Source organism: Hoylesella buccalis ATCC 35310, assembly GCF_025151385.1.
GTDB classification, from domain to species: domain Bacteria; phylum Bacteroidota; class Bacteroidia; order Bacteroidales; family Bacteroidaceae; genus Prevotella; species Prevotella buccalis.
The window spans coordinates 802,762-815,972 of record NZ_CP102287.1 but is presented as its reverse complement, the minus strand read 5'-3'; the positions used below and the strand labels follow the sequence as shown (position 1 = coordinate 815,972).

General features: G+C 44.7%; 12 protein-coding genes. 1 reads left to right on the top strand and 11 read right to left on the bottom strand.

Annotated features, from left to right (window positions below; genetic code table 11):
• Positions 1–10: 10 nt before the first annotated feature.
• The 9 genes from NQ518_RS03510 to NQ518_RS03470 all read right to left on the bottom strand — a co-directional run bounded on the left by NQ518_RS03510 (position 11) and on the right by NQ518_RS03470 (position 9,757).
• Positions 11–1,402, bottom strand: coding sequence for a bifunctional UDP-3-O-[3-hydroxymyristoyl] N-acetylglucosamine deacetylase/3-hydroxyacyl-ACP dehydratase (locus tag NQ518_RS03510; RefSeq protein WP_227205185.1), 1,392 nt, complete (start codon positions 1,400–1,402; stop codon positions 11–13).
• 30 nt (positions 1,403–1,432) lie between these two features.
• Complete coding sequence (lpxD, locus tag NQ518_RS03505) at positions 1,433–2,470, bottom strand: UDP-3-O-(3-hydroxymyristoyl)glucosamine N-acyltransferase (RefSeq protein WP_227205182.1); 1,038 nt, start codon at positions 2,468–2,470, stop codon at positions 1,433–1,435.
• Positions 2,471–2,692: 222 nt separating this feature from the next.
• Entirely contained in the window at positions 2,693–3,514 is an 822-nt protein-coding gene (pyrF, locus tag NQ518_RS03500) for an orotidine-5'-phosphate decarboxylase (protein WP_227205180.1), read from the bottom strand.
• A gap of 346 nt (positions 3,515–3,860) precedes the next feature.
• On the bottom strand, positions 3,861–4,973 hold the full coding sequence (gene prfA / locus NQ518_RS03495; RefSeq protein ID WP_227205179.1) for a peptide chain release factor 1: 1,113 nt from the start codon (positions 4,971–4,973) through the stop codon (positions 3,861–3,863).
• Positions 4,974–4,978: 5 nt separating this feature from the next.
• Positions 4,979–6,139 carry an AIR synthase-related protein gene (locus NQ518_RS03490; protein ID WP_227205177.1) on the bottom strand — a complete coding sequence of 387 codons (1,161 nt, stop codon included), beginning with the start codon at positions 6,137–6,139 and terminating at the stop codon, positions 4,979–4,981.
• 133 nt (positions 6,140–6,272) lie between these two features.
• Positions 6,273–7,016, bottom strand: a complete 744-nt coding sequence (locus NQ518_RS03485; RefSeq protein WP_227205205.1) for a shikimate dehydrogenase family protein — start codon at positions 7,014–7,016, stop codon at positions 6,273–6,275.
• A gap of 47 nt (positions 7,017–7,063) precedes the next feature.
• Positions 7,064–7,801 carry a bifunctional demethylmenaquinone methyltransferase/2-methoxy-6-polyprenyl-1,4-benzoquinol methylase UbiE gene (gene ubiE, locus NQ518_RS03480; RefSeq protein ID WP_227205176.1) on the bottom strand — a complete coding sequence of 246 codons (738 nt, stop codon included), beginning with the start codon at positions 7,799–7,801 and terminating at the stop codon, positions 7,064–7,066.
• Positions 7,802–7,824: 23 nt separating this feature from the next.
• Positions 7,825–8,775 (bottom strand): phosphoribosylaminoimidazolesuccinocarboxamide synthase, encoded by a 951-nt coding sequence (locus NQ518_RS03475; protein WP_227205173.1) that lies wholly within the window; start codon positions 8,773–8,775, stop codon positions 7,825–7,827.
• A gap of 10 nt (positions 8,776–8,785) precedes the next feature.
• Positions 8,786–9,757, bottom strand: a complete 972-nt coding sequence (locus tag NQ518_RS03470; RefSeq protein WP_227205171.1) for a PhoH family protein — start codon at positions 9,755–9,757, stop codon at positions 8,786–8,788.
• Between the two features lie 157 nt (positions 9,758–9,914).
• Here NQ518_RS03470 and NQ518_RS03465 point away from each other — a divergent pair, with 157 nt between their 5' ends.
• Positions 9,915–10,742 carry a DUF5715 family protein gene (locus NQ518_RS03465; RefSeq protein WP_227960872.1) on the top strand — a complete coding sequence of 276 codons (828 nt, stop codon included), beginning with the start codon at positions 9,915–9,917 and terminating at the stop codon, positions 10,740–10,742.
• A gap of 1 nt (position 10,743) precedes the next feature.
• Here the strand turns inward: NQ518_RS03465 and NQ518_RS03460 are convergent, their stop codons facing one another.
• Both NQ518_RS03460 and NQ518_RS03455 read right to left on the bottom strand, forming a co-directional pair.
• Positions 10,744–11,310 (bottom strand): hypothetical protein, encoded by a 567-nt coding sequence (locus tag NQ518_RS03460; RefSeq protein WP_227205168.1) that lies wholly within the window; start codon positions 11,308–11,310, stop codon positions 10,744–10,746.
• 215 nt (positions 11,311–11,525) lie between these two features.
• Positions 11,526–13,175, bottom strand: coding sequence for a fumarate hydratase (locus NQ518_RS03455; protein ID WP_227205166.1), 1,650 nt, complete (start codon positions 13,173–13,175; stop codon positions 11,526–11,528).
• Positions 13,176–13,211 lie beyond the last annotated feature (36 nt).

The following is a 13,211-nucleotide window of genomic DNA, read 5'->3' as shown; positions in this document are numbered from 1 at the left end:
ACATTTCTGTTTATTTGTTTTTGATGATCTGTGCCATAAACGTAGCTTCAGATACCACTTGGTCGCCAACAAAGGCATAACTCTTCATGGTACTGATGCCATGGCGTACGGGTTGAATCATTTCCACGCGGAAGATAAGCGTGTCGCCAGGAACCACTTTCTGCCTGAACTTCACGCTGTCAATCTTCAGAAAGTACGTAGACCATCGTTCTGGTTCTTCTACTTGGTTCAAAACCAGCAATCCTCCACATTGAGCCATGGCCTCCACTTGCAACACTCCAGGCATGACGGGTTCTTGCGGGAAGTGTCCTGTAAAGAAGGGCTCGTTGCTTGTAATATTCTTTACCCCAACAATCGTGTTAGAACCAATGGCGATGATTTTGTCTACCAACTGCATAGGATAACGATGGGGGAGTAGTTCCCTGATTCTCTTGTTATCCATAATGGGTGGCTCATTGGGATCGTAAATCGGTGCTTGTATTTCATGTTTGCGAATCTCTCTGCGCATCAGGCGGGCAAACTTGTTGTTGATGGTGTGTCCTGGCCGTGTCGCAACAATTCGTCCTTTGATGGGTTTGCCTATCAAGGCCATGTCACCGATAATGTCCAGCAATTTGTGACGTGTGCACTCGTTTTCCCACATCAAGGGCTTATGCTGAATGTAACCTATCTTGGTCGCATCCATGCGTGCCACTTTCAAGATATCTGCCAGTTGGTCCAGTTGCTCTTGTGAAACTTCTCTTTCGTAAATCACGATGGCATTGTCCATGTCACCACCTTTGATGAGGTTCGCTTCGAGCAAAGGAAGGATGTCTCTGACGAATACAAAAGTACGGGCAGGCGCGATTTCTGTCGCATAATCATCGATATTATCGAGTGTCGCAAATTGACTGTTGATGAATTTTGACTCGAATGAGCACATGGCCGTTATGCTGAACTGATCATCGGGAAGTATCGTAATACACGAACCTGTCTCCTCATCCTTCACTTCTATTTTCTTACGAATGATGTAAAAATCTTTCGGCGCATTTTGTTCTACGATACCAATTTCCTGGATTTTATTCACGTAAATGCCGGCTGAACCATCCAAAATAGGAAACTCAGGTCCATTTACTTGAATCATACAGTTGTCTATCCCCATTGCATACAGGGCAGAAAGACCGTGCTCAACGGTAGAAACGCGCACATCGCCACGTGCTAGAACCGTGCCACGTTGCGTGTCAACCACGTTTTCGGCAATGGCATCAACGATGGGTTGTTCTTCCAAGTCTATTCGCTGAATTTTATATCCAGTATTTTCAGGAGCAGGATTAAAGGTAACAGTCAAATTCAGCCCCGTGTGCAATCCTTTGCCACACAGGGAAAAACTACCTTTTAGTGTTCTCTGTTTGATTGTATCCATTCTATGATTTATTTATCGAGTGCAATTGTCTTATTTGATGTTCTTTTTCAATCGTTCCACCTCTTCTTTCAGGTTGTTGATTTCGTTGTATAGTTCAGGAAGTCTTCGGAAGATGGCTTGTGAGCGAAAATAGGCTCTCTCCTTCATGGGTGGCGTGCCAATGAGTTGTTGATTGTCCTTAATGCTTCCAGGTACACCCGACTGTGCGCCAAGAAATACCTTGTCGCCAATGGTGATATGTCCGGCAATTCCTACTTGTCCACCAAACATGCACCATTGTCCAACTTTTGTCGATCCGGCCACACCTACCTGCGCACTCATCACGGTATGTTCACCGATGTCGGTATTGTGGGCGATTTGAACCAAGTTATCAAGTTTCACTCCTTTTCTAACATAGGTGCTGCCCATGGTCGAACGATCAACGCAAGTGTTGGCACCCACCTCTACATCATCTTCAATGGTCACAATACCAATTTGCGGTATCTTGTCGTAGCCATCTTCAGATGGAGCGAATCCGAAACCATCGGCTCCAATGACGCAGCCCGCATGCAGGATGACACGATTTCCTATCTTGCAATTGTGATAGACAGTTGCGTGTGGATAAATGATACATTCTGAACCTACTGAGGCGTTCTCCAAAACCACTGCATGTGGGAATATCTGCGTGTTGTTGCCAATCACGACATTCTCTCCGATGTAAGCAAATGGGCCAACGTATACATTCTCGCCTATCTTGGCCGTTTCGGAGATGGTGGCCATGGGGTGGATGCCAGTCTTTCGGGGCTTAGTCGACTCATATAATTGAAGTAGTTTGGCGACACTATCGTATGCGTTCTTCACGCGTATCAAGGTCGTCTGGACGGGGTTGTCCAATTCCAAATCCTCATCAATAAGAACAATCGATGATTGTGTATCGTATATATAATGTGTGTATTTTGGATTAGAAAGGAATGAAATCGCTCCACTGGTACCTTCTTCAATTTTTGCGAAAGTGTGAACAGTTGCTTCTTCATTGCCTTCAATTTTGCCTCCTATATATTGTGCTATTTGCTTGGCAGTAAATTCCATACTTTAGGTATCTCAATTGATTATTTTGCAAATATACCTATTTTTACTCAGACTTTTGACTGACAAATGTAATATTTGCGTTTTTTCACTGAAACATTTATTTCTTTCACGGTTCGTCTATCACAGTTGAAACCCCAATGGGGCAGGTGTAACCTCACTGTTTATCGATATCGGTGTTCAACGAGAGTCGGGTTAAAAAGGAGTTATTTATGATATGAAAGTTTATAACCTTTCTAATTCTTTTTCCATTTCTTGCTGAAGTTTCATGGCACTCTTTGCAGCGGCCGTGGCAAAGTCTTCTCCTTGGCCGGCATAGATAATGCCGCGTGAACTATTGACGAGCAACCCACAATCCTTCGTCATTCCATATTGGCAGACATCTTGCAGGCTTCCTCCCTGCGCACCCACGCCAGGCACCAGCAAAAAGTGATGAGGAGCCACCTTTCTGATTGCCTCAAACATGTTGCCTTGCGTTGCACCAACCACATACATCATGTTTTGATCGGTCCCCCACGATTGAGAAGTCTTGATGACTTTCTCAAAAAGTTTCTCACCGTTCTTGTCTTCCGTCAACTGAAAATCATGCGATCCTTTGTTGCTTGTCAGTGCCAATACAACGACCCACTTGTCTTCATATTCGAGAAAAGGTGTCACGCTGTCTTCTCCCATGTACGGAGCCACGGTCAATGCATCAACATCGTATTCTTCAAAGAAGGTCTTGGCATACATGGCTGATGTGTTCCCGATGTCACCTCGTTTGGCATCAGCAATGATGAAATGGTCGGGATAATGCGCTTTTAGGTAGCTAATGGTCTTTTCGAAAGAAGTCATGCCCTGAATACCTTTACATTCATAGAACGCCAAATTTGGCTTGTAGGCCACACAATAGGGTGCCGTAGCATCGATAATGGCTTTGTTGAAGGCAAAAATAGGGTCTTCTTCATGCTGCAAATGTGGCGGCATCTTCTTGATGTCGGGATCCAATCCTACACATAAGAAAGACTTTTTGTCGAAGATCTGTTTTATAAGTTGTTGTCTGTTCATATACTATCCGTGAATATAAAAGTAGTGAATTTGTATTAACGTTATTCCCTTTTGCACCGTTGTCTTTGGCTATCGCTCACCCAATGAATGGTGGGTGAATTTCAATCTCTATGCTTTTGGGCGCCAATCTCAATGCCTTTGCCATTCAATCTCTATGCTTTTGAACCCCAATCTCAATGCTCTTAAATAGCTTGTTTTGAGATTATTTATAACAAACTGTATTTCAGTGTTTTATGGGCTAATAGAGTCCTTGTGTGTTATAGAAATCTTATGGTAATTATTTGTTTGAAAGCTATTGTTATTGTCTTAATGAAATATCCTTCAGAATTAAACGATGTCTTATTGTTTAAAGTTCGTTCTCTTTGAGCTTTTCCGCATTCTCTGCTACTGTCAGCGCATCTATCATTGCTTGAATGTCACCATTGACAAAGCCTTGCAGGTCGTGAGTGGTGTAGCCAATGCGGTGGTCGGTGACACGCCCTTGCGGATAGTTGTAGGTACGAATCTTCGCACTGCGGTCGCCAGTAGATACCAATGACTTGCGTCGGTTGGCAATATCATCAATGTATTTTTGATGCTCACGGTCGTAGATAAAGGTACGCAAGCGTGACAACGCACGTTCCTTGTTCTTAGGTTGGTCGCGTGTCTCGGTACATTCTATGAGAATTTCCTCCACTTCGCCCGTGTTGGGGTTCTTCCATGGATAGCGAAGACGAACGCCCGATTCAACCTTGTTGACGTTTTGTCCACCAGCCCCTGAGCTTCTGAACGTGTCCCATTTGATGTCACCTTCATTGATGTTCACCTCGAATTGGTCGGCCTCTGGCAACACAGCCACCGTAGCAGCTGATGTGTGCATGCGTCCCTGGGTCTCTGTGGCTGGCACGCGCTGCACACGATGTACGCCACTTTCGTATTTCAATGTACCGTAGACATTATCGCCACTCACCGCAAAGTCGATTTCTTTGTAACCGCCCACTGAGCCTTCGTTGACCGATGTGACACTTAACGTCCAACCTTTCGAGTCACAATAATGCTTATACATGTTAAACAAATCGCCCGCAAACAGGGCTGCCTCATCTCCTCCCGTGCCAGCACGTATTTCCATTTGTACGTTCTTGGCATCTTCGGGGTCTTTTGGCACTAATGCTAATTTTATTTCTTCTTCCAACTGTGGCTGCATATCTTCGTTAGCTTGCAATTCCTCACGAGCCATTTCTTTCATGTCAGCATCCGTTTCATTGGCAAGAATATCTTTCGACTCTCGTATGGCATTGAGGCATGCAATGTATCGTTTGCGAATGTCCATGATGTCCCCAAGGTCTTTGTATTCCTTGGTTAGCTTCACATAGCGTGGCTGATCGGCTATGACATCTGGGTCGGTAATCAAGGTAGATACTTCTTCAAACCTTGCCTCTAATCCATTGAGCTTGTTCAGTATGCTGTTGTTTTCTATCATATATATTAATATTCGAATGTTCCAAATTCTGATTGAATGGTCAATGCGCGTACTCCCTCTTCGATATGACCGATGATTTGTGCGTCAACATTAAAGTTTTTGCTGATGTTGATGATTTCTTGTGCGTACTCAGGAGCTACATATATCTCCATGCGATGCCCCATGTTGAACACCTTGTACATCTCTTTCCAATCGGTGTCACTGCTCTCTTGTATCACTTTAAACAAGGGAGGAACGGGGAACATGTTGTCTTTTACCACTTTACAATTGTCGCTGACAAAGTGAAGCACCTTGGTTTGTGCGCCTCCCGTGCAATGAACCATGCCATGAATGTGACTTCGGTGTGCATCCAACACCTTTTTAATAATAGGTGCATAGGTGCGAGTAGGCGAGAGAACCAAATGACCGGCATCAACCTCCACGCCTTCTATGCTGTCGGTGAGTTGATATTTACCGCTATACACCAACTCGTTGGGTACGGCATTATCGAAACTTTCAGGGAATTTTTCTGCCAAATATTTGGCAAAAACATCGTGACGGGCACTGGTCAGACCGTTGCTTCCCATGCCACCATTGTATGTTTTCTCGTAGGTAGCTTGTCCTGTGCTACTCAATCCGACGATGACATCGCCTGGACGGATGTTGGCATTGTCGATAACCTCGCTGCGTTTCATGCGGCAGGTCACGGTTGAGTCGACGATAATGGTGCGCACCAAGTCGCCTACATCAGCCGTTTCGCCGCCTGTGGGGTAAATGCCAATGCCCATGTCTCGCATCTCTTGCAGTAACTCGTCGGTGCCGTTGATGATGGCAGAAATCACTTCGCCAGGTATCAAGAGTTTATTACGCCCAATGGTACTCGACACCAAGATGTTGTCTACCGCACCCACACACAGCAAGTCGTCGGTATTCATCACAATGGCATCCTGTGCAATGCCCTTCCATACGCTGAGATCGCCCGTCTCTTTCCAGTACATATAGGCCAAAGACGATTTGGTTCCAGCACCGTCGGCGTGCATGATGTTGCAATAATCAGGGTCGTCTCCCAGTATGTCGGGAATGATTTTGCAGAAGGCTTGTGGGTAAATGCCCTTGTCGATGTTTTTGATGGCGTTGTGAACATCTTCCTTTGCGGCAGAAACACCGCGCATCATATATCTATCCATGTGTATCAATGTTTTTTAAGTTTGGTGAGTAAAACCGTTGATGTGATGACAAACAGCTGCATGAACCACTCTGTTCTTTCTGTGGCTATTTGTCTAAACACATCATTTCTTGAGAGGGTTTAGGAAAGAGCATTTAGGCTTGGTGCCAAAACTCCCATGAGACAAAAGCCTGCAACAGCAGCATTTCTAATCCATTTTTGACCGTTGCTCCCTGCTTGGCTCCCTGTTTCATGAAAAGCGTTTCATCTGGATTGTATATCAAATCGTACAGCAAATGATGGCTGCCCATTGCTTCGTAAGGCAGCTGGGGACAAACGTCGGCATGAGGATACATCCCAACGGGGGTACAGTTGACGATGACATTGTATTCTTGGATGATTTCGGGAGTGATGTCATCATATCGCAATACGTTTGGAAGGTTTTGTCGAGAAACATATTTTGTTTCAATTCCCAGCGACCTTAGCCCCACGTCTACCGCTTTTGCAGCCCCTCCGGTACCTAAGATTAGTGCTTTTTTGTGAAACGTCTCAAGCAGCGGTTCGATGCTGCGTGTAAACCCAATGACATCACTGTTGAAGCCCTTCAAGATGGTTTTCTTGCCCTTGTGTGTGACCTTGATAACGTTAACGGCACCAATAGATTTGGCCTCTGGACTGAGTTCGTCCAGATAGTGGATGACCTTTTCTTTGTAAGGCCTCGTGACATTTAATCCTTTGAGATCGGGGTTGGATGCCAACACTTCTTGAAGATTCTCTATATTGGGAATCTCAAAATTGACATAGCTGGCATTGATTCCTTCGTTTTGGAATTTCTCATTGAAATAACCTATCGAGAATGAATGCCCAAGAGGGTAGCCTATCAGTCCGTATTTGTCCATATCCATATCATTATTGCACGCAAATCCATTAGCGTGTTTCTTCTAAATCATTCTTTTTCTGCAAAATACATCGTGCAGATACCTAATGTCAATCTCTTGAACGTTGCGTTGGAAAAGCCCGCTTTCTGTAAAATCTCAACCATCTGTTCACCTTGTGGAAAGGCTTCGATGGTTGACGTGAGGTATTTGTAGGCGCTTTTATCCTTAGAAAGGAGTTTGCCATAAAAGGGTAGAAGCGTGTGCGAATATACCTTGAACAATTGTTTCATCGGGAACGAGACAGGCTGTGTCAGTTCAACAATGCTCAGGTGTCCACCTGGTTTCAGTACCCTGTAGATTTCTTTCAGTCCGCTGTCTAGATCTTGAAAATTACGAATGCCAAAAGCAGCTGTGACGGCGTCAAACGAATGGTCTGCAAAAGATAGCGCCAGACAGTCTTCTTTTTGAAAGGAAACGATGTGGTCCAAATGCGCTGCAGCAACTTTTCGTTTGCCTATTTCCATCATGCCAACCGAGATATCAGCACCAATCAACTGTTGGGGTTGCAGCATCTTGGCTGACAGAATGGCGAAATCACCAGTGCCGGTGGCTATGTCAAGTATGGTTTGGGGGGCGAAAGGTTCCAGCTGTTTGATGGCTTTTTTGCGCCATCCCTTGTCTATGTTCCATGACAAGCGATGGTTCAGCTCATCGTACGTGGGCGCAATGCGATCGAACATTCGCTCTACTTGCTGTTTCTTCTCGCCCTCCTGACTATACGGTTTTATCTTTTCTTGTCTGTACACGCTGTTGTATGAATTGTCTTTTATTATTTTAGCGAAGCGAGATAGTCGCTGACATTCTTTTCAATGCGAGCAGCCAAATCATCATGGTCGGCCGCCTTCTTGAACTTTTCGCCAGTGATGTGTTCGTACAATTCAATGTATCGCTCGCTTACACTTTCAGCATATTCGTCCGTAATCTCTGGCACGGTCTGCCCAGGCTCGTTCATGAAGTCGTGTTCGATGAGCCATTGACGTACAAACTCTTTTGACAATTGCTTCTGTGGTTCACCTTTTGCCAACTTCTCCTCATAGCCATCGGCGTAGAAGTAACGACTGGAGTCTGGGGTATGAATTTCGTCAATGAGATAAATCTTACCGTCTTTTTTGCCAAACTCATACTTAGTGTCTACAAGAATCAGTCCTTGTTTGGCTGCAATTTCCTGTCCACGAGCGAACAATTTGCGCGTGTAATCCTCGATGATGGCGTAATCTTCTGCCGGAACAATCCCCTGACTGATGATTTCTTCTTTTGAGATGTTGAGGTCGTGTCCTTCGTCAGCCTTGGTTGTTGGTGTGACGATTGGCTCTGGGAAACGTTCGTTTTCCTTCATGCCATCGGGCAATTTCACGCCACAAAGCTCTCTGGCTCCTGCCTTATATTCGCGCCAAGCGCTGCCCGTTAGAATGCTCCGGATGATCATTTCTACACGAAAGCCTTCACATTTTACGCCTACTGTCACCATTGGGTCTGGTGTGGCAATCTTCCAGTTGGGGCAGATGTCTTTGGTAGAGTCAAGAAATTTGGCAGCTATCTGATTGAGAACCTGTCCTTTGAATGGAATTCCCTTAGGTAGAATCACGTCGAATGCAGAGATTCTGTCAGTTGCAACCATCACGATCAAGTCATCGTTGATGTTATAAACATCACGTACTTTGCCATGGTAAACACTCTTTTGTCCATCGAAATGGAAATCAGTTTTTGTTAATGCTTTCATTGTTGTATGTTTAATCTTTAAACTCAAGTTTCTTTTCTTGGTTCCTGGCATTGTCGTATGCTTCATAGGCATTCACGATTCTCGTGACCAATTTGTGGCGAACGATGTCCTTTTTGCCCAATTCAACCACAGAAATACCTTCAACACCGCCTAATATTTTCAGTGCTTCTTTCAAGCCACTCTTTTGTTCGTGCGGTAAATCTATCTGGGTCATGTCGCCCGTGATAATCATTTTGGTGTTCCATCCCATGCGGGTGAGGAACATTCTGATTTGGGCTGGGGTGGTGTTTTGCGCTTCATCCAGGATGACGACAGCGTCGCTTAACGTTCTGCCACGCATGAAAGCCAGGGGAGCAATCTGAATGATGTGTTTCTCCATCATGTCTTGCAGTTTCACAGCTGGAATCATGTCTTCAAGGGAATCGTATAGAGGTTGTAGGTATGGATCTATCTTATCCTTCATGTCTCCAGGCAAAAAACCAAGTTTCTCTCCAGCTTCCACTGCGGGGCGGGAGAGGATAATCTTCTTGGCAGCCTTTTCTTTCAGGGCTTTTACAGCTAAAGCAATGCTGAGATAGGTTTTTCCAGTGCCTGCAGGACCAACGGCAAATACCATGTCCGAAGTGTTGTATGCTTCAATAAGTTTTTGCTGGTTCTCACTTCGACTTTTGATAGGGCGTCCCGAAATACTATACACCACGACATCCTTGATGGCATCGGCCTTTGTCTTGTGGTCATGAACGATGTCCAAGATATCTTCTTCCGTGATGGAGTTGTACTTCAAGACGTGCTTCTGCATCAGTTCGATGTCCTCTTCAATCTTGGCCATCTCTTCCTCGTCGCCCAAGATACGGATGACGTTTCCACGAGCAACTATTCGCAATTTGGGAAACAGCGACTTGAGCATCTGCAAATGATCATTGTTAACCCCATAGAATGTAACAGGGTCTATGTCTTCCAGAACAATATGCTTCTCAATCAATGTGATGTATAAGTTTAAATAATTGTTGCAAATGTACGAAAAAGATTAGACTTTAAAGATGTGGTATTGGAGTTTTTTCATAAAAGTGAAAAAAAAAGATTGGTACTAGGATTAACTGTTTTCTTTTTATTAACTTTGTCGCTCAGAAACTGTATTGATGAAGATTTCAAAGAAGAGATACTTACAAGGTTTTGCCCTCTGCGTTGTGTTTTTGGGCATGGTGCGTTGCGTCTTTCCTGATGTTGCGGGCAATAGGGCTGCAAAGGATATCTCTTCCCCGAGTAATCATTTTGATTCGCTGACGCTGAAAGACAAGTTTCATGAAGATCATGCTGTTAAATCCGTTGCTGCGAACAACCCTGAAGCTCGTCCGAATATGCGCTCAAAATTTTTCAATGCAGATGGATCACTTGTTAAAAACCGAATTTATAGCGTCCAGAATTTTTCCAAATCGTTTCCTGATCAGAATGATGTTCAGCTCGTTGCCGCCAATAAGTTGGGGGTGAAGCCGGTGCTTGATCGTGCCGAAGCTGAAAGTAGAAAGGCTGAGTTGGTATATATTGGTGCGAATCCTTATTTCTATGTTGATCGCTTAAAAAGCAGTATTCCTTATCTGGTGCCACAGGCTGCCGTATTGCTTCAAGACATTGGCCGCAATTTTTTTGACAGTCTGCAAGTGAAAGGAATTCCCCTTCACAAAATTATTGTTACCAGCGTGATGCGAAGTCGTGAGGACATTGAGCGGTTGAGAGGCCATAATGGCAATGCTAAGTCAAACAGTTGCCATCTCTATGGAACAACTTTCGACATTGGTTATAATCGTTATATTACTGTACAAGACCCAAATGGACCTGCCCGCCGACAGGTTCGTAACGATAGCTTGAAGTGGGTGTTAAGTGAAGTGCTGAACGATTTGCGCAATCTTAACCGCTGCTATGTAAAATACGAAATACACCAAGGATGCTTTCACGTTACGACACGATAGGTTAGAAGTGGTACTCGTATTCAGGCAAGGTGACGGTAGCTTGCCCCATCATGTCGAAATGATGATCCCTGACCATCCATCTTTGTCGTGATTTCGGTGCTCTTGGATTTAAGCACCTGGAGGTTTTGCGAAGAAGAAAACCTTCTTTTGTTCTATCAATTGTAAATCCTGAGGCTATTCGTGAGGATTTTCTGTTATAAGAGTTGATACGCCACAGTTCGAATCTATCTTCCAGTACCCATCCTGATTTGTTCCCCTTGTCCAGGCAGATGAACATGTATTCACCGTCAGGACTGAGGTAGGAGGATAAAATTTTATCATATTTTTGTGGCGTAAGGTTGAGCTCTTCATTGATGTTGAGCACTACATCCAGACAAAAAAACTTGTCTTTGCGAATGTAATACAGACTATGACGCTTGTTATCCGTATACTTGGCCACCACAGAGGCATCTTTTGATACATGTCTGGCCGCCTCGTTAACACGGTTTGCGATGGGCGTTTGAGCAGACAAATACGTTGAGGCGAATATGGATAAGAGTAATATTTTAAGTCTTCTTAATAGTATCATAATCAATTGCAAAGGTAAATTAAGAATCTGATACTCCCAAATAATTGATTTGTTTTTTGCATTGCGTATGTTACATACTCGTGGGTTGCAGCTCTTGTTATTTGCGAGTTATACACTCAGAATAAATCCTTGTTTACCTTTCAATGAACAACCGCCAGCTTTGCATATTCAAAACTGGCGGTTAAGTCATAACCATGAGAGGCTATTGCGGTCTGTTATTTTGTGCAAGAAGGTGTCCAAGGTTTCAGTTGTTTGAAGAAATCGTTTCCCTTGTCGTCTACTAAGATGAAAGCAGGGAAGTCGACAACGTCAATTTTCCAAATGGCTTCCATGCCAAGTTCGGGATATTCCACGCACTCAATGCTCTTAATAGAGTTCATCGACAGCACAGCAGCAGGACCGCCAATGCTACCCAAATAGAAACCTCCGTGCTTTTGACAAGCATCGGTCACCACTTGTGTGCGGTTGCCTTTGGCAATCATCACCATCGAACCGCCATGATCTTGGAACTCGTCTACATAAGGATCCATGCGGTTTGCGGTAGTAGGGCCCATACTGCCACAAGGCATTCCCTCCGGAGTCTTCGCAGGACCAGCATAGAGAATAGGATGGTTTTTGAAGTATTCGGGCAACTCTTCGCCTGCATCGAGACGTGCTTTGAGCTTGGCATGTGCGATGTCGCGTGCCACGATGATAGTACCGTTGAGACTCACACGTGTAGATACGGGATATTGCGACAGCTCTTTGCAGATGTCTGCCATGGGTTGATCGAGGTTGATTTTCACCACATCGCCTTCACCAGCTTGACGTAATTCCTCTGGAATGAGTGAACCTGGATTTTCGTCCAACTTCTCAATCCACAAACCCTCTCTGTTAATCTTGGCTTTGATGTTGCGGTCTGCCGAACAACTGACGCCCATTCCGATGGGACACGATGCACCATGGCGCGGCAAGCGTACCACCCGAATATCGTGAGCCATGTACTTACCACCAAACTGAGCACCCAGTCCAATCTTGTGTGCTTCGTCTAAAAGTTCCTTCTCCAGTGCTACATCGCGGAAAGCACGTCCTGTTTCATCTCCCGAGGTGGGCAGGTTGTCATAATAATGAGTAGACGCTAACTTCACGGTGAGCAGGTTTTTCTCTGCCGAGGTGCCTCCAATGACGAATGCAATGTGGTAAGGTGGACAAGCAGCTGTACCTAATGATTTCATTTTCTCTACCAAGAAAGGAACCAAGGTGCCAGGGTTTTGAATAATGGCTTTGGTCATTTGGTATAGATAGGTCTTGTTGGCAGAGCCGCCTCCCTTGGTAACGAATAGGAATCGATATTCCATTCCCTCTGTTGCCTCTAAGTCAATCTGTGCTGGAAGGTTGCATCTGGTGTTCACCTCGTCGTACATATTGAGGGGTGCATTCTGTGAGTAGCGCAGGTTGTCTTGTGTGTAGGTGTTGTAAACGCCACGAGAGATGGCTTCTTCATCGCAAAAGTCCGTCCATACCTGTTGTCCTTTTTCACCGTGAACAATAGCCGTACCCGTGTCTTGGCAAAGTGGCAGTTTGCCTTTTGATGCTACTTCTGCATTGCGCAAGAAGGAGAGAGCCACATACTTGTCGTTGTCCGACGCCTCAGGGTCGGTTAAAATCTTCGCTACTTGTTCGTTGTGAGTGCGGCGCAACATGAAACTCACGTTGTGAAAGGCTTGTTGGGTGAGCATGGTTAGAGCTTCTGGGGTTACCTTTAGAATGGGTTTGCCCTCAAATTCGCTCACCGATACGCCGTCTTTTGTTAATAAATAATACTCAGTTTCGTCATTGCCCATTTGAAACATGGGCGCATACTTGAATTCAGGTGTTTGTGCCATAATGTTTTTATTGTTGTTATTGTCTTGTTATTCTAA

Coding starts and splice junctions, on each gene's coding strand:
- NQ518_RS03510 (WP_227205185.1), bottom strand. CDS start 1,402: ATGGATACAATCAAACAGAGAACACTAAAAGGTAGTTTTTCCCTGTGT.
- lpxD (WP_227205182.1), bottom strand. CDS start 2,470: ATGGAATTTACTGCCAAGCAAATAGCACAATATATAGGAGGCAAAATT.
- pyrF (WP_227205180.1), bottom strand. CDS start 3,514: ATGAACAGACAACAACTTATAAAACAGATCTTCGACAAAAAGTCTTTC.
- NQ518_RS03475 (WP_227205173.1), bottom strand. CDS start 8,775: ATGAAAGCATTAACAAAAACTGATTTCCATTTCGATGGACAAAAGAGT.
- NQ518_RS03490 (WP_227205177.1), bottom strand. CDS start 6,139: ATGGATAGATATATGATGCGCGGTGTTTCTGCCGCAAAGGAAGATGTT.
- prfA (WP_227205179.1), bottom strand. CDS start 4,973: ATGATAGAAAACAACAGCATACTGAACAAGCTCAATGGATTAGAGGCA.
- NQ518_RS03465 (WP_227960872.1), top strand. CDS start 9,915: ATGAAGATTTCAAAGAAGAGATACTTACAAGGTTTTGCCCTCTGCGTT.
- NQ518_RS03455 (WP_227205166.1), bottom strand. CDS start 13,175: ATGGCACAAACACCTGAATTCAAGTATGCGCCCATGTTTCAAATGGGC.
- NQ518_RS03460 (WP_227205168.1), bottom strand. CDS start 11,310: ATGATACTATTAAGAAGACTTAAAATATTACTCTTATCCATATTCGCC.
- NQ518_RS03485 (WP_227205205.1), bottom strand. CDS start 7,016: ATGGACAAATACGGACTGATAGGCTACCCTCTTGGGCATTCATTCTCG.